The 15,611-nt window shown below is 76.6% G+C and carries 17 protein-coding genes and 1 pseudogene; 9 read left to right on the top strand and 9 right to left on the bottom strand.

Annotation, left to right across the window (positions count from 1 at the left end):
* Positions 1-28: 28 nt before the first annotated feature.
* The 6 genes from hemB to CLV92_RS14515 form a co-directional block, all read right to left on the bottom strand.
* Positions 29-1,039 (bottom strand): porphobilinogen synthase, encoded by a 1,011-nt coding sequence (hemB, locus tag CLV92_RS14540; protein ID WP_104433781.1) that lies wholly within the window; start codon positions 1,037-1,039, stop codon positions 29-31.
* Complete coding sequence (locus CLV92_RS14535) at positions 1,039-2,619, bottom strand: bifunctional uroporphyrinogen-III C-methyltransferase/uroporphyrinogen-III synthase (protein ID WP_342762347.1); 1,581 nt, start codon at positions 2,617-2,619, stop codon at positions 1,039-1,041. Before CLV92_RS14535 ends, hemB begins: the two co-directional genes overlap by 1 nt.
* Positions 2,620-2,855: 236 nt before the next feature.
* The gene (gene hemC / locus CLV92_RS14530; RefSeq protein ID WP_104433779.1) at positions 2,856-3,911 is read right to left on the bottom strand and encodes a hydroxymethylbilane synthase; all 1,056 of its coding nucleotides are present in this window, start codon (positions 3,909-3,911) and stop codon (positions 2,856-2,858) included.
* On the bottom strand, positions 3,908-5,263 hold the full coding sequence (locus tag CLV92_RS14525) for a glutamyl-tRNA reductase (protein ID WP_104433777.1): 1,356 nt from the start codon (positions 5,261-5,263) through the stop codon (positions 3,908-3,910). Before CLV92_RS14525 ends, hemC begins: the two co-directional genes overlap by 4 nt.
* Positions 5,260-6,009: a redox-sensing transcriptional repressor Rex gene (locus CLV92_RS14520; protein WP_104433892.1), complete on the bottom strand. Its 750-nt coding sequence runs from the start codon at positions 6,007-6,009 to the stop codon at positions 5,260-5,262. The genes CLV92_RS14525 and CLV92_RS14520 overlap by 4 nt, the downstream gene beginning before the upstream one ends.
* 342 nt (positions 6,010-6,351) lie before the next feature.
* Positions 6,352-6,666 (bottom strand): glutaredoxin family protein, encoded by a 315-nt coding sequence (locus CLV92_RS14515; RefSeq protein ID WP_104433775.1) that lies wholly within the window; start codon positions 6,664-6,666, stop codon positions 6,352-6,354.
* 68 nt (positions 6,667-6,734) lie between these two features.
* On the opposite strand from CLV92_RS14515, the gene CLV92_RS14510 reads away from it, so the two are divergent.
* From CLV92_RS14510 to CLV92_RS22470, 6 genes and pseudogenes are all read left to right on the top strand, one after another.
* Complete coding sequence (locus CLV92_RS14510) at positions 6,735-7,559, top strand: HAD family hydrolase (RefSeq protein WP_245886826.1); 825 nt, start codon at positions 6,735-6,737, stop codon at positions 7,557-7,559.
* A 148-nt stretch (positions 7,560-7,707) separates the two neighbouring features.
* Positions 7,708-8,130, top strand: coding sequence for an Hsp20/alpha crystallin family protein (locus CLV92_RS14505; RefSeq protein WP_104433771.1), 423 nt, complete (start codon positions 7,708-7,710; stop codon positions 8,128-8,130).
* A 514-nt stretch (positions 8,131-8,644) separates the two neighbouring features.
* Entirely contained in the window at positions 8,645-10,444 is a 1,800-nt protein-coding gene (locus CLV92_RS14500) for a family 43 glycosylhydrolase (protein WP_104433770.1), read from the top strand.
* Positions 10,445-10,482: 38 nt separating this feature from the next.
* Positions 10,483-10,938 carry a hypothetical protein gene (locus tag CLV92_RS21990; RefSeq protein ID WP_211291137.1) on the top strand — a complete coding sequence of 152 codons (456 nt, stop codon included), beginning with the start codon at positions 10,483-10,485 and terminating at the stop codon, positions 10,936-10,938.
* A gap of 50 nt (positions 10,939-10,988) precedes the next feature.
* Positions 10,989-11,411: a ChaB family protein gene (locus tag CLV92_RS14490; protein WP_104433768.1), complete on the top strand. Its 423-nt coding sequence runs from the start codon at positions 10,989-10,991 to the stop codon at positions 11,409-11,411.
* 9 nt (positions 11,412-11,420) lie between these two features.
* Positions 11,421-12,179, top strand: a pseudogene (locus tag CLV92_RS22470) (PfkB family carbohydrate kinase); the annotation flags it as partial.
* Between the two features lie 161 nt (positions 12,180-12,340).
* Here CLV92_RS22470 and CLV92_RS14480 read toward each other — a convergent pair.
* Positions 12,341-12,439, bottom strand: coding sequence for a 30S ribosomal protein bS22 (locus tag CLV92_RS14480; protein ID WP_012085056.1), 99 nt, complete (start codon positions 12,437-12,439; stop codon positions 12,341-12,343).
* Between the two features lie 232 nt (positions 12,440-12,671).
* Complete coding sequence (locus CLV92_RS23075) at positions 12,672-12,872, bottom strand: helix-turn-helix domain-containing protein (RefSeq protein ID WP_104433890.1); 201 nt, start codon at positions 12,870-12,872, stop codon at positions 12,672-12,674.
* A gap of 239 nt (positions 12,873-13,111) precedes the next feature.
* Here CLV92_RS23075 and CLV92_RS14470 point away from each other — a divergent pair, with 239 nt between their 5' ends.
* The 3 genes from CLV92_RS14470 to CLV92_RS14465 all read left to right on the top strand — a co-directional run bounded on the left by CLV92_RS14470 (position 13,112) and on the right by CLV92_RS14465 (position 14,412).
* Positions 13,112-13,585: a GNAT family N-acetyltransferase gene (locus CLV92_RS14470; protein ID WP_104433888.1), complete on the top strand. Its 474-nt coding sequence runs from the start codon at positions 13,112-13,114 to the stop codon at positions 13,583-13,585.
* 109 nt (positions 13,586-13,694) lie between these two features.
* On the top strand, positions 13,695-13,883 hold the full coding sequence (locus tag CLV92_RS21020) for a hypothetical protein (RefSeq protein ID WP_146099553.1): 189 nt from the start codon (positions 13,695-13,697) through the stop codon (positions 13,881-13,883).
* A gap of 265 nt (positions 13,884-14,148) precedes the next feature.
* Positions 14,149-14,412, top strand: coding sequence for a hypothetical protein (locus CLV92_RS14465; RefSeq protein WP_146099552.1), 264 nt, complete (start codon positions 14,149-14,151; stop codon positions 14,410-14,412).
* A 45-nt stretch (positions 14,413-14,457) separates the two neighbouring features.
* Here CLV92_RS14465 and CLV92_RS14460 read toward each other — a convergent pair whose 3' ends face one another.
* Positions 14,458-15,573: an acetoin utilization protein AcuC gene (locus CLV92_RS14460; RefSeq protein WP_104433886.1), complete on the bottom strand. Its 1,116-nt coding sequence runs from the start codon at positions 15,571-15,573 to the stop codon at positions 14,458-14,460.
* Between the last annotated feature and the right edge of the window lie 38 nt (positions 15,574-15,611).

Raw genomic sequence — 15,611 nt, 5'->3', positions numbered from 1 at the left:
AGCGGCCGGCTCAGCCCAGCCAACCGGCTCAGCCCAGCCAGTGCTGCGCGGCCTCCAGCGCCCAGTACGTGAGAACCACCTGCGCGCCCGCCCGGCGCAGCGCCAGCATGCTCTCCATCGCGGCGCGCTCGCGGTCCACCGCACCGGCGGCCGCCGCGAACTCGACCATCGCGTACTCCCCCGACACCTGGTACGCCGCCACCGGCACGTCCGCGACGTCGGCGACCGCCCGCACCACGTCCAGGTACGGCAGGCCCGGCTTCACCATGACCAGGTCCGCGCCCTCGGCCAGGTCCAGGCGCACCTCGCGCAGCGCCTCGGCGACGTTCGCCGCCGGGTCCTGCTGGTAGGTGCGCCGGTCGCCGCTCAGCTGGGAGTCCACCGCGTCGCGGAACGGCCCGTAGAAGGCCGAGGCGTACTTCACCGCGTAGGCCAGCAGGCCCACGTCGCTGCGACCGCCCGCGTCCAGGACCGCCCGCAGGTGCCCGACCTGCCCGTCCATCATCCCGCTGGGCCCCAGCAGGTGGGCGCCCGCCGCGGCCTGCGCCAGCGCCATCGAGGCGTAGCGCTCCAGCGTCGCGTCGTTGTCCACGCGCCCCGCCGCGTCCAGCACCCCGCAGTGGCCGTGGTCGGTGAACTCGTCCAGGCACAGGTCCGACATGAGCACGGTCTCGTCGCCGACCGCCTCTCGCACGTCGCGCAGCGCCACGTTGAGGATGCCGTCGGGGTCGTCGCCGCCGGATCCGAGCGCGTCGCGCCGCTCCGGCACCCCGAACAGCATCAGCCCACCCACCCCCGCGGCCACGGCCTCGCGGGCCACCGCCACCAGGGACGAGCGGCTGTGCTGCACCACCCCCGGCATCGAGGCGATGGGCTGCGGCTCCCGCAGGCCCTCCTTCACGAACAGGGGCAGCACCAGGTCGTTCGGGTGCAGCCGCACGTCCGTGACCAGCCGGCGCATCGCGGGCGTCGAGCGCAGCCTGCGCGGTCGCACGACCGGCGCCCCGCCCCCGGCCGGGGACGAGCCGGGGGCCGTCATCAGCGGGCCCGGCGCCGGGCACCGCCGCGGCGCTGGCTGGGCCGCTGCGGCACCTCGCCGGCGTCCAGCGCGCTCTGCCGCAGGGCCGCCCCGTACGCGGCGAGCGCGTCCACGAGGGCCTCCGCGTTCGGCTCGGGCGCGAGGACGTCGACGCGCAGGCCGTGCTCCTCCGCGGTCTTCGCCGTCTGCGGGCCGATGCAGGCCACGACCGTCGACGGGTGGGGCTTGCCCGCGATGCCGACGAGGTTGCGCACCGTCGAGGAGGAGGTGAAGACCACCGCGTCGAAGGCACCGGACTTGATGGCGTCGCGGACGGGGGCCGCGGGCGGCGCGGCGCGCACGGTCCGGTAGGCGGTGACGTCGTCCACCTCCCAGCCGGCCTCCTGCAGCCCGGCCACGAGGGTGTCGGTGGCGATGTCCGCCCGGGGCAGGAACACCCGGTTGATCGGGTCCAGCACCTCGTCGTAGGGCGGCCACGCCTTGAGCAGGCCCGTCGCGGACTGCTCCTCCTCGGGCACCAGGTCCGGCTCGATGCCCCACTCGCGCAGGGCCGCGGCCGTCACCCCGCCCACGGCGGCGACCTTCAGGCCGGAGAACGCGCGCGCGTCGAGGCCGAACTCGGTGAACTTCTCCCGCACGGCCCGCACGGCGTTGACGCTCGTGAAGCCGATCCACTCGTAGCGGCCGGTCACCAGGCCCTTGACGGCCTTCTCCATCTGCTGCGGGGTGCGCGGCGGCTCCACCGAGATGGTGGGCACGACGTCGGAGGTGGCGCCGTGCTCGGCCAGGCGCGTGGTGACCCCGCCCGCCTGCTGCTTGGTGCGCGGCACCAGCACCCGCCAGCCGAACAGCGGCTTCGTCTCGTACCAGGAGGCCTGCTCGCGCAGGTCCACCACGTCGCCCACGACCGCCAGCACCGGCACGGCGGCGTCGGCGTCGCGGGCGGCCTGCGCGAGGCCGTCCAGCGTCGTGGCGACGGTCGCCTGCGTGGTTGTCGTGCCGTGGGTGGTGAGGGCGGCCGGCGTGCTCGCCGGGCGGCCCGCCGCCACCAGCGCCGCCGCGGCGGCGGCGAGGTCCTCGGGGCTGCCGAGGAGGACGACCGTCGAGCCGGAGCCGGCGTGCGCCGCCCAGTCGACCGAGCGGCCGCCGGCGTCCACGACGTGCAGGCTGGTGGTGCCGCTCGCGGTCAGGGGCACCCCCGCGTAGGCGGGGACGGCGCTGACGGCCGAGACGCCGGGCACCAGGTCGAACGGCACACCGGCCTTGCGGCAGGCGGCGAGCTCCTCGGCGATGCCGGTGAACGTCGTGGGGTCGCCGTCCATGAGCCGCACCACGCGGCAGCCGCCCTTCGCGCCGCGCACCACGAGGCGTGCCCTGGCGGCGCGGGCCAGCGGCTGGCCGTCGTCGCCGCGACCGGCGTCGACGAGCTGCACGTCCTCGCGGGCGTAGCGGCGCACCACCTCGGCGGAGGAGTGCACGTCCAGCACGACGACGTCGGCCTCGGCGAGCAGCTCCGTGGCGCGCACCGTGAGCAGGCCCGGGTCACCGGGTCCCGCGCCGACGAAGGAGACCTGCCCCACGGGCTGCGCCGCGGCGGCCGAGCCACGCCCCGCCCGCTCACCGGAGCGGGGAGCCGGCGCCGTCCCCCCGTCGGGGGCGCCGACCTGCGGGGCGGGGATCTCCGGGGCGGAGACCTCCGGGGCGGTCCCCAGCGAGACGCCGACGACCGCTGCGGGGGCCGGCACGAGCTGCACCTCGCCGACGACGACACCCTCGCCGGCGCTCGCCGGCGGGTTCGGACTCTTCACGGTCGGGCTCACGAGCCACTCTCCCTGTCGGACTGGGCACGGGGGCGGTCAGGGCCGGGGAGGGAACCCGGCGCTGAGCCCTGGGAACTGAGGTCGTCGGCGGGCCGGGGCGCGGAGGGCGCAGCCGGGCCCGTCAGGTGGGGCAGCAGTCGGGCGGCGAGGTCCCGCCCGAGGGCGGCGGCGGCCTCCTCGGCGCTCGCCGCGGGCAGGTCCGCGACGGCGGTCTCCCGCAGCAGGGTGCCGTCGGGCGACGCGACCGCGGCGCGCAGCTCCAGGCGGGCCGGCTCGCCGTCCAGCACCCGCGCGAACGCCCCCACCGGCGCGGAGCATCCCGCCTCCAGCGCCGCCAGCAGCGTCCGCTCGGCGGTCACCGCCACCCGGGTGCGCGGGTCGTCCAGGCCGCGCAGGACGGCCAGCACCGCCTCGTCGTCGGCCCGGCACTCCACCGCCAGGGCCCCCTGCCCCGGGGCCGGCACGAACGTGGCGGGGTCCAGCAGCTCGCTCGCCTCGCCGAGGCGGTCCAGGCGGCGCAGTCCCGCCGCGGCCAGCACCACCGCGTCCAGCGCGCCGTCGTGGACCATCGCCAGCCGGGTGTCGACGTTGCCGCGGACGGCGACGACGTCGAGGTCCGGGCGGGCGTCCAGCAGCAGCGCGCGCCGGCGGGGGGAACCGGTGCCGACCCGCGCCCCCGCGGGCAGCTCCGCGAGGGTGCGCCCGCCCGCGGCGACGAGCACGTCGCGGGGGTCCTCCCGCGGCGGCACCGCGGCCACGACCAGCCCGTCGGGCGGTGCGGTGGGCAGGTCCTTGAGGGAGTGCACGGCCAGCTCGACGGTCCCGGCCACCAGCGCGTCCCGCAGCGCGGAGACGAACACGCCGGTCCCGCCGATGGTGGCCAGCGGCGCCGTCGAGACGTCCCCGTGGGTGGTGACGAGCACCAGGTCCACGGCGGAGCCGCCGGCCGCGACGAGGTCCGCCACGTGCCGGCTCTGGGTGGTGGCCAGCGCGCTGCGGCGGGTGCCCAGGCGCAGCGGGGCGCTCGTGGCGGGGGCGGGCGAGCCGCTCACAGCGCACCGCCCAGGGCGTGGCCGCCCACGGCGTCGGCGACGGTCCCGCTGAGCGGCGCCTCGCCCACGCGCGCGACCGCGGTGACGTCGAGGTCGAACAGCGCCCGCAGGGCGGCGGCGTACCCGGCGCCGTCCGGCTCCTCGGCCAGCTCCTTCACCCGCACCGTCGGCGTGTGCAGCAGCTTGTCCACGATGCGGTGCACCGTCCGCTCCACCTCCGCCCGCAGCACCGGGTCGAGGCCGCGGGTGCGCTGCTCCAGCCGCCGCAGCTCCACCTCGGCCACGTGCCGGGCCTGCGCGCGCAGCGCCACCACGGTCGGCGCCACGTCGGCGGCGCGGCGGGCGGCGGCGTAGGCGGCGACCTCCTCGGCGACGATCTGGCGCACCGAGCGCAGGTCCGCGCCGATCCCGGCACCGGCCAGGTCGGCGCCCAGCGCCTCCAGGCCCACCAGGTGCACCCCGGGCAGCTCGGCCACGGCGGGGTCGATGTCGCGGGGCAGCGCCAGGTCGACGAGCACCAGCGGGCGCCCGTCGCGCCCGGGCAGGCCCGCGGAGACCGTCGCGGCGTCGAGGACGTGCCCGACCGCGCCGGTGCAGGAGACCACCAGGTCGGCGGCGGCCACCTCGGCGGTCAGGTCGGCGAGGTCGGCGGCCCGGCCCGCGACCGCGGCGGCCAGGCGCTCGGCGCGCTCGGCGGTGCGGTTGGCCACGACCAGCCCGCCGGAGGCGGAGCCCACCCCGGCGCGGTGCAGGGTGGTGGCCACGAGCGCGCTCATCGCCCCCGCCCCGACCACGACGGCCCGCGCGGTGCCGAGGTCGCCGAGCACGTCGCGGGCGCGGCTGAGCGACGCCTCCACGAGCGATCCGCCCGCGGCGTCCAGTCCCGTCTCGGTGTGCGCGCGCTTGCCCACCCGCAGTGCCTGCTGGAGGAGGGCGTCGAGCGCACCCCCGGCCCCGCCGTCGGCCTGCAGCTGCCGCAGGGCCGCACGCAGCTGCCCCAGGATCTGGCTCTCGCCCACCGCCATCGAGTCCAGGCCGCAGGCGACGGAGAACAGGTGCTCCACGGCCGCGTCCTCGTAGTGGACGTAGAGCTGGTCGCCGAGCTCCTCCAGCGGGGCGCCGATGCGCCGGCACAGCGCCGCACCGACGTCGGCCACGCCGCCGTGGAAACGCGTCACGTCGCAGTGGACCTCGACGCGGTTGCAGGTGGAGAGGACGACGGCCTCGCCGACGTGGGAGCCGGCGAGCAGCTCGGCCACGAGGGTCCGCGCGCCGGCCGCGTCGAAGGCGGCGCGCTCGAGCACGTCGAGGGAAGCGGTGCGGTGGGACAGGCCCACGACGAGGAGGCTCACCGGGTGGCCCCCGCCCGAGGCAGGGTGCCGACGGCCGACGGCTGCAGTGCGGCCTCCAGGGCCTGCCCGTCGAGCGCCTGCCCGGCGAGGGCGCGCGAGCCGAGCCGCCCGCCGTCGACGAGCGTCGCGCCGTCCACGAGCGCCGTGGTCCGGCCGGGAGCCGCCTTGCGCTGCTCGTGGAAGGCGAGGATCTGCAGCTCGGAGGCGAGGTCGACGCGGCGCACGTGCACCCCCTCGGGAACGTGGAGGACGACGGGGGCGAAGTTGAGGATGCTGGTGACGCCCGCGCTCACCAGCAGGTCGCAGACGCGCTGCGCCACGGCCGCCGGAACGGCCAGGACGGCGATGGTGGCGCAGCCGGCGGAGGGGACCTCGAACTCCGACAGGGGGCGCACGACGTGGCCGTTGACGCACTCCCCCACCACCGCGGGGGAGTCGTCGTAGAGGCCGACCACGCCGAAGCCGCGGGAGGCGAAGCCGCCGTAGCCGGCCAGGGACCGGCCGAGGTTGCCGATGCCGATGATGACGACGTTCCAGTGCTGGGTGAGCCCCAGGTGCGCGGAGATCTGGCGCAGCAGGTGGCCGACCTCGTAGCCGACGCCGCGGGTGCCGTAGCTGCCGAGGTGGGACAGGTCCTTGCGCAGCTTCGCGGAGCCCACGCCCACCGCGGCGGCGAGCGCCTCGGAGGAGACGGTCTCGGTGCCGCGCTCGGCCAGGGCGGTCAGCGCGCGCAGGTACTGCGGCAGCCGCGCGACGGTGGCCTCCGGAACCCCGCGCCCGGGGTCGTCCCGTGCGCCGTCGTCGCGTCCTGCGTCGCCGGGTCCGCCGTCCTCACCACCGGGCGCCGCACCGTCCCTCGTCCCCGTGGCCGCCTGCGCGGGACGCGGCCCGCCGAGCGGGCCGACCGTCGCGTCGTCGATGTTCACCGGATCGTGGCGTCCTCGTGTCGCGGGGTGGTGGCACTAGCTGCCGGTTCGGACACGGTCAGCCTAAGCGTTTGTGAACGCGCGCACAAAGTCGCGCGACGGCGCGCCGCGAGGTGGTGACGAACCTCTCACACCCCTTCCCCGGCCGCTCCCCCGGGTCGCTCACCGTCCGCGGCGCCACCACCGCCGCCCCTGCAGCGCCGTCCGCAGCCGGCCGGGGTCGACCCGGCCGAAGTCGTGCTCGCGCCCGTCCACCAGCACCACGGGGACCATGTCGGTGTAGCGGCGGTGCAGCTCCGGGTCGGCGTCCACGTCGACCTCCCGCCAGGCCACCCCCTGCTCGGCGGCGACCCTGCCGACCACCTCCCGGGCGTCCTCGCACAGGTGGCACCCCGCCCTGCCCACCAGGACCACCCGGGCCCCGTCCCCCGCGTCGGCACCGCTCGCCGCCGCACCGCCGACCCCCGCACCGCTCACGCGAGCGAGGGTAGGCCCCCACCCGGCGGGCGGGGCGGTGCCGCCGAGGCCCTCCTAGGATGCTGCCCATGCCGGGGCCGATGAGGGATCTCGCCCCCGCCGCGGCGCGGGCGACGGGAAGCAGCGGCCCCGAGCGCTCGGCGGCGTTCTTCGACCTCGACAACACGATGATCCGCGGTGCCTCGCTGTTCCTGTTCGCCCGCTCCCTGCACGCCCGGAAGTTCTTCACGGCGCGGGACCTGCGGTTCTGGGCCCGCCGGGCGCTGTCCTTCGCGATGCACGGGGAGAACCTGCGCCACCTCGTGGAGGTCCGGGAGCTCGGGCTGGCGTTCGTCGCGGGCCACGAGGTGGCCGAGATCCAGGCCATCGGCGAGGAGCTGTACGACGAGTACGTCGCGGCCCGGATCTGGCCGGGCACCCAGGCGCTCGCGCGCGCGCACCGCGAGCGGGAGGAGCCGGTGTGGCTGGTGACGGCCGCCCCGGTCGAGGTCGCCGACGTCATCGCGCGCCGCCTGGACCTCACGGGCGCGATCGGCACGGTCGCGGAGAGCGTGGACGGGCGCTACACGGGCCGACTGGTGGGCGAGACGGTGCACGGGCCCGCGAAGGCGGCGGCGGTGCGGCTGCTCGCGGAGCGCGAGGGCCTGGACCTGAGCCGGTGCGCGGCCTACAGCGACTCCGCCAACGACCTGCCGCTGCTGTCGCTGGTCGGGTACCCGGTGGTGGTGAACCCGGACCGGACGCTGCGGGCCCACGCCAGGGTCCACGACTGGCCGGTGCACGAGTTCCGGATGTCGCGCCGCGCCGTGCGGATCGGCGCGCGCGCGTCCGCGGTGGCGGGGGGCGCAGCCGCGGTGACGGGGGCCCTGCTGCTGCTCCGCCGCTTCCGCTGACGCGACGGGAAGCACTGCAGCGCAGCCGTTCTCCTCTTGCACTCGACGCCCGGGAGTGCTAATCCTGGAAGTGCGCCGGGAGGTGCGTGGTACCCCCCGGCGACTGAACCCTCGCGCATCGCAGTGGTCGTACCCGGAGGTGATGGTGATGTTGATGCGCACCGACCCGTTCCGTGAGCTGGACCGCCTCACGCAGCAGTTCCTCGGCACGTCGGCCCGGCCGGCGGTGATGCCGATGGACGCCTGGCGGACGGGTGACGAGTTCGTGGTGGAGTTCGACCTGCCCGGCGTGGACCCCGAGTCGGTGGAACTCGACGTGGAGCGCAACGTCCTCACGGTGAAGGCGCAGCGCCCCGTCCAGGAGGGCACCGCAGAGATGATCGCAGCCGAACGCCCGCGCGGCGTGTTCAGCCGGCAGCTGATCCTGGGCGACAACCTCGACACCGAGCGCATCCAGGCCGGCTACCGCAACGGCGTGCTGAGCCTGCACATCCCCGTCGCGGAGAAGGCGAAGCCGCGCCGCATCCAGATCCAGACGCAGGACGACGACCAGCTGGCGATCTCCCGCTGAGGCCGGCGTGAGCGCCTGCACGGTCCTGCCCCCGGTCCCCGGCGCGGTCCCCGCAGCGCCGGGGACCGGGGACCCGGCGCCGGAGGACCCCTGGCTCCTGGATCCGGAGCACGAGGTGGAACTGCTCCTGCTCGAGGTGGAGTTCGAGGTCCTCGCGGCGCGGTCCGCCCCCCGCCGGCCCCGGGGCGGTCCGCCGACGTCGGCCTCGCTCGGCCCCGGCGGTGACGCGCGCGGGTGGCGCCAACCGCCCCGGTGCGGCGCCGGTCGCGCTCGGCGCAGCGCCCCCGGGCAGGACGGCTGGGCCCGGGAGCGCTCCCCTCCGGCATCGGAGGGGGCCCGTCCCCTCGGAGTCCCCGTTCCGTCGACGGAACCCGCCGACGGAACGGGGACTCCGCGCGTGGGGGGCCGGAATCGCACGCGACGGGCGGGCGTTGACCTGGGAGCACCCCCGCACCGACGCACCGCCCCGCACCGCCGCACCCGGGGGTCGCCGCCGGTGACCTGGAGGACTCCCATGCACCGTTCCCCGCACGGGAGCCCCCGGCTGCGCGCACCGGCCGCCCTCGCCCTGGCCACCGCCCTGCTGACCGCCTGCACCGGATCGGCCGGCGACGGGGGGCGGTCGGCCGACGGCCTCGACTCCGAGCGCACGGGTTCCGAGCGCACGGGCGCCGAGGGCACGGATCCCGGGGCCTCCGGGCGCACGAGTTCCGAGCAGACGTGGTTCGAGCCCGGCACCGCGTGGGTGGGCGACTTCGGCGACCCGCACGTCGTCCTGCACGAGGGGACGTACTACGCCTACGCCTCCCCCGTGGGCGGGCGCTACCTGCCCGTGCTCACGAGCACCGACCTGGAGACCTGGACGGTGCACCCGCGCTGGAGCGACGACGGGCCGCCCGGCCGCCCGGGCTACGACCCCCACACCGACGAGGAGATCCCGCGGGAGATCCGCGAGGCCGGCCTGGACGACTGGGGGACCTACGACCTCAACGACGCCCTCGTCCGCCCCGCCTCGTGGGGCCTGCACCACCAGCAGGGTCCCTGGCTGAGCCGCGACCTGTGGGCGTCGTCCGCGTTCCCCCTCGGCGACGCCTGGTACGCCTACTCCGCGGTGCGGGTCAGCCCGGACCGCTTCTGCCTCACGGTGGCCTCGGCCCCCTCGCCGCTGGGTCCGTTCCGCGACGTGAGCGGGGACGCGCCGATCCAGTGTCAGCCCGTCGAGCGCGACCCCGGCGGCTCCATCGACCCCAGCCCGTACACCGACCCCGCGACGGGGCGCAGCTTCCTGCTCTGGAAGGCGTCCGGGAAGCCGGACGTCCGCCCGTCGTCGCTGCAGGCGGTGGAGCTCGGCGCCGACGGCAAGCCGCTGCCCGGGGCCCCCGTGACCACGCTGCTGGAGACCAACCACGACGCGGCGTGGGAGGGGGACACCATCGAGAACCCGTCGATGGTGACCCACCGCGGCACGACCTACCTGTTCTACTCCGCCAACTACTCCGGGGTGCTGGACGCCGACGGGCGCAGCAACTACGCCTCCGGCTACGCGATCTGCCCGCAGGGACCCCTGGGCCCGTGCACCCGGCCCGACCCGCAGGTCCCGCTGCTGGGCAGCGAGGGCGAGCGGCAGGGACCCGGCGGCTCCGCCGGCTTCGTCGACGCCGAGGGAGAGCTGCGGATGGCCTACGCGGCGTTCCGCCTCGGCGAGAACCTCGGCGGGGCGCACCCGCACCCGCGCCGGATGGGCATCGTGACGCTGGAGCAGGCCCCCGACGGGCGGCTGACGGTGCAGGGGCAGCAGCGCGACCCGGCGGGTGCGGTGACGCGCGCGGCGGAGCAGCTGGCCGGCACGGGCGGTGACCTCGGCCGGCCCCTCGGGCCGGTGCAGCCGACCCCGGACGGGCGCGGCTGGTTCCAGGCGTTCGAGCGCGGATGGGTCTACTCCGCCGCCGCCACCGGCGCGCACGCGGTGCGCGGTGCGGTGGCCGAGGCGTGGCTCGCCACCGGGGCGGAGTCGGGCCCGCTGGGCTTCCCGACGACGGACGAGGCCCGCACCCCCGGCGGCGGGGGCACGTTCGCCCACTTCGAGGGCGGTTCCGTCTACGCCTCCCCCCGGACGGGCGCGCACTGGGTGCGGGGCGCGATCCGCACGGCGTGGGGCGACTCCGGCTGGGAGGCGGGCCCGCTGGGCTTCCCGGTCAGCGACGAGCAGGTCGTGCCGGGCGGTTGGCGCAGCGACTTCGAGGGCGGCTCGATCACGGTGGACGCGGCGACCGGGCAGGCGAGCACCACCCTCACCGGGGGCGCGGGCGGCTAGCGTCTGCGGCGTCCCCTCCCCCACCCCGGAGGTCCGCCGTGAGTGCCGACATCGCCGGCTGGCTCGGCGACGCCCCCGCCTTCGACGCCCCCGCCTTCGACGCCCCCGCCTTCGACGCCCCCGCCTTCGACGCCCCCGCCTTCGACGCCCTCACCGCGGCCCTGTGGGCCCCGGTGTCGGCGGTCGCGGTGCAGCCCACCGCGCCGCTCCCGGGTGAGCGGGTGCTCGACGCGTGCGCCGGGGCGGGCGCCTCGGCCCTGCCGCTGGCGCGCGCCGGCGCGGAGGACGTGCAGGTCACCCGGCACCCCCTGCGCGTCCCGCTCGACGCCGGGCTCGCGGGTGCGCTGGTGGACGGCACGGCTGCGCAGGCGCAGCTGCGGGACCTCGACGCGGGGGCCCGCGCAGCGGTCCGGGAGGAGGTCGTGGCGCTCCTCGGCTCGACCCGCCCCGCCCTGACCGCGACGTCGCTGGTGGTGACGGGCCGGCGCCCCTGACGGGACGGGTCCAGGGGTTTCCCCGTCCCGCCCCCGGGTAGCTGCACGCCATGGTGGAGGAGACGAGCGAGCAGCCGGACCCCGACGACCTGCCGAGCACGATCGCGCGCTCGGACGCCAAGGCGCAGCGCACGTACGAGAAGACGCTGGCCTCCGCGGAGGAGCAGTACGGCGACGGCGAGCGCGCCCACCGCACCGCGTTCTCCGCGCTGAAGCACACCCACGAGAAGGTCGGCGACCACTGGGAGCCCAAGGACGGGAAGGGCCCCTCCGACCCGCAGGCCGAGGGCGGCCGCGACACCGACCGGCCCACCGCCGGCGGCGTGGACGCCAACGCCTCCAAGGAGCACCTGATGGAGCTCGCACGCCGCCTCGACGTCCACGGCCGCTCGTCGATGACGAAGGACGAGCTGGTCGACGCGCTGCGCAGGGCGAACGACCGGGAGACGCGCCGGGCCCGCGAGGACGGCTGACGGCTCCCGTTGCCGCCCCCACGGGCCGCGGCGCAGCTCGGTGCCGCGGTGGCCCTGCTCGGCGTGGTGGGTGACGACGACGCGGGGACGAGCGTGCTGGAGCAGGCCCGGCGGGACGGGATCGACGTCTCCGCCGTGGTGCGCCGCCCGGGCGCGACGACCCTGCTCGTGGACGTGGTGGAGACCTCCCCCGCACAGGGCGGCCCGGTGGGACGCCTGCTGGAGGACGTGCCCGCTGCAGCGCTGCTCACCGCCGCGGACGTGGAGGCCGCCGCGGGGGCGCTGCGCGGGGCGCGCTGCGTGCTGGTGCAGCTGCAGCAGCCGACGGAGGCGGTGCTGGCGGCCCTGCGCCTGGCCGCGGAGGGCGGGGGCCTGGTCGTCGCGGACGGCGCCCCGGAGGACCGGGAGGTGCGGGCGGAGGTGCTGCGCAGCGCGACAGTGCTGCGCGCCGACGCCCACGAGGCGGAGCTGCTGCTGGGACGGGAGCTGGACGGCCCGGAGGCCGTGGCCGCCGCGGCCGAGGAGCTGGTGGGCGCCGGGCCGCGCATCGTGGCGCTGGGGGCGGGGTCCGACGGCGACGTCGTGGCGTGGCGGGACGGGGACGTCCGCAGCGAGCTCGTGCCCCTCGCGGACGTGGAGGTGGCGGATCCGACGGGTGGCGGCGACAGCTTCGTCGCGGCGCTGGCCGTGGCCCTGCTGCGGGGCCGCTCACCCCGGGAGGCGGGGCGCTGGGCGTCGTCGGCGGCGGCCTGCACGGTGACGCGGCGGGGCGGGCGGCCGGGGCTGTCGAGCGGGGCCGTCGACGGGCTGGTGGCGCGCCGCCGTGGCGGCTGGGACCGCACCCGGTCGGGGGTCGGCCGGCGTCACCGACGGGCCCGGCCCCGGACGCGACGCGCGGCGGGTGGGAGTCCCACCCGCCGCGCGGCGGATCACTTCTTGTTGCGGCGCTGGTGGCGCGTGCGGCGCAGCAGCTTGCGGTGCTTCTTCTTGGCCATGCGCTTGCGGCGCTTCTTGATGACAGAGCCCAAGGGGTCCTCGCTCACTTCGACGGGTCGGACGTGCACAGGACGTCGTGCACTGCAGGGCCGCAGCCCTCGACCCGGGGGTCGTCCCCGGCGGGGAGGTGGCCACGGCGTACCGGGTCCAGGGTACCGGCGACCCGGCACTGCTGCTGGCGCACCGGTGCAGGCCGCCCGACGGGGTGTCGGACGGCCGGGTCGGCGCTCGGGCCCGCCGCTCGATCGGGAGTGCCGGCAGCCGTCAGGCGGTGTCGATGAACGGCTGGCGGAGGTACTCGTGGACCGCGTGCTCGGGGACGCGGAAGGACCGGCCGACGCGGACCGCGGGTAGCTCCCCGTGGTGCACCAGCCGGTACACGGTCATCTTCGAAACGCGCATCAACGACGCGACCTCCGCCACGGTCAGGAACCGGACGTCGGTCAGCGGGCGGTCCTCTGGCATCCCCACAGCGCTCCTTCGGCGCGCGCCAGCTACCCGGTCACCGTCCCGGGCTGCGATCCCGCGCGATCCCTGCCCACTGTAGGGGCAGGTGGGACGGATTAGGAAGGTTTGAGCGACCAATCGATCACCCAGGGTGATATCACGTCAGGTGGACGACGCTCCCCGGGCGCGTCCGGCGGATCGGAGGACGGCGAGTCGTGACCACGGAACCGACGCCCCTGGACGTGGCGCGTGTGCGGATGAGCCTGCGCCGCGCGGTGCGGGCGGACGTGGCGGCCGTCGTCGATCTGATCGCCGCCGAGCAGCCGGGGCGGCACCTCGACGACAGCGACGCCGACGCCGACCTCACGCCCTACCTGGCCGCGTTCGAGGCCATCGACACCGACCCCGCCCAACTGCTGGTGGTCGTCGAGCACGACGGCGAGATCGTCGCCACGATGCAGCTGACCTTCATCCCGGGCCTGGCCCGTCGAGGAGCGCTGCGGGCGCAGGTGGAGGCCGTGCGCGTCCGCCACGACCACCGCGGGCGCGGTCTGGGCGCGGCGATGATGCGCTGGGCGATCGCGGAGGCACGGCGGCGGGGCTGCGCACTGGTCCAGCTGACCAGCGACACCAGCCGGACAGCGGCGCACCGCTTCTACGGCCGCCTCGGCTTCACCGCCTCGCACACCGGCTTCAAGCTCCGCCTCCCCGAATCCGACGAGGACGGCTGAGGAGGGCTCGCCCGACGAGGACGGCGGGCGCCGGACGTCGGCCCCGGTCGCATCGTCTGCGTCATGACGTCGCAGGCGACGGCGCGGCTGGTTGCCGGGACCATGGCCGGTGGGGCGACGAAGCGCGGTGGAGGTGCTGGTGGAGCAGGCGGTGGAGCCGCGGACGGTGTGGCTGCTGGACGTCGACGGGGTGCTCAACGCCTCCCGTCCCGGCTGGAGCGCTCCCCCGCGCATCCGCAGCGCCTACTCCGGTGGCTTCGAGTACCGCATCCGCTGGGCACCGGCCGCGCGTTGCTGATCCGCCCCAGGCCCAGCCACGGCCTGCAGCCGCGCGACCTCGACGCCGTCGAAGCCTTCGTCGCCGCCTCCCCGGCATGACGAGCACGCTCGTGCGAAAGAGCCCGTGAGCCCGACGGGACTGCTTGGATGCGCAGGTGCGCACCAGTGGCGGGGCCCCGGTCCGGAAACGCCCTCGGGGGTGGCCGTCGGCGCTGTCCGCGGCAGCGGTGGTCCTCGTGGCGACCGCCGCCTGCTCGGCATGCGGGGGGCAGGAACCCCCGGAGGTGACCTCGGCGAACACCGAGGTCACGGTCTGCGTGGGAGAGACCCCCGCGCACCCCGTCGGTCACCAGGCGCAGGTGGAGATCGTCAGCGCCGGCGCCACCCTGGCCTCCGCCAGGGTCGAGGTGCCCGGGGAGGTCGTGCTGGTCGTCCCCGAGGACGCACCGGAGCCGCGACTGCTGGTCGACGGCGAGGAGCTGTCCTCCTCCCCGCGGGGCGGGGGCTGGGGCACCGCCCTGGGCAGCGGCTGTCCCGACGCCACCTGACCAGCACCCGGCCCGGCCGGCACGGGTGCCGCGAGGAGACGGCCCCTAGTCGAAGAGCGGGTCGAGGCCGAGGAAGGGGAAGACCGCGTTGCGGGTCGCCAGGATCGCCCGGTCCACCGCGTCTGCGGGGTCGAACCCCGACTCCCAGCCGTCCCAGTGCGCGGGCTCGCCGTCGGTCATCCGCGCGGGTGCGGACCGGCCGGTCAGCGTCTCCACGTGGCGGCGCCACTCCGCGGGCACCGGCGTCGCCGGCTCCAGCGGCCGGTGCGCGACCTCGGCGACCAGGTGGGCCCACGCCCGCGGCACCACGTCCACGATCGCGTAGCCGCCCCCGCCCAGCGCGACCCAGCGGCCCCCCGCCACCTCGTGGGCCAGCTCGTGCAGCGTCCGCGCCACCTGCCGCTGCGCGTCGACCGACACCACCAGGTGCCCCAACGGGTCCAGGGAGTGGGTGTCGCAGCCGTGCTGGGTGATGAGGACGTCCGGCTCGAACGAGCGCAGCAGCGGCGGCACGACGGCGTGCACGGCCCGCAGCCACCCCGCGTCCGCCACCCCCGCGGGCAGCGCCACGTTGACGGCCGTGCCCTCGGCGCCCCGCCCGCCGACCTCGTCGGGGTAGCCGGTGCCGGGGAAGAGCGTCCGCCCCGACTCGTGGACGCTCACCGTGAGCACCCGCGGGTCGTCCCAGAACACCGCCTGCGGCCCGTCGCCGTGGTGGACGTCGGTGTCGACGTAGGCCACCCGCCGGGCGCCCTCGTCCAGCAGTGCCCTGATCGCCACCGCCGCGTCGTTGTAGACGCAGAAGCCGCTGGCGTAGCCCGGCATGGCGTGGTGCATGCCGCCGCAGAAGTTCACCCCGTGCAGGCACCGGCCGCGCCAGACGGCCAGCGCCAGGTCCGTGGAGGCCCCGACGATGCGGGCACCGGCCTCGTGCATCCCCCGGAACGCCGGGTCGTCGTCCGTCCCCAGCCCGTAGCGCTCCTCCGCGCACACCGGGTCCTCCGAGGCTCGCCGCACCGCCGCGATGTACTCCGCCTCGTGGACCGTCTCCAGCAGCTCGTCCGGGGCCGGGCGGGACGTCACCACCGACACCTGCGGGTCGTCGAAGAGCCCGAGGCTCACGCAGAGGCGCGCGGTCAGGTCGAGGCGGACCGGCGACATCGGGTGGCAGAGACCGAAGTCGTAGCGGTTGAAGACCG

Origin of the sequence: Kineococcus xinjiangensis (assembly GCF_002934625.1) — a bacterium.
In the GTDB taxonomy this organism is placed as follows: domain Bacteria; phylum Actinomycetota; class Actinomycetes; order Actinomycetales; family Kineococcaceae; genus Kineococcus_A; species Kineococcus_A xinjiangensis.
The sequence above is the reverse complement of the archived record's forward strand: the minus strand, read 5'-3'. Positions and strand labels throughout refer to the sequence as shown.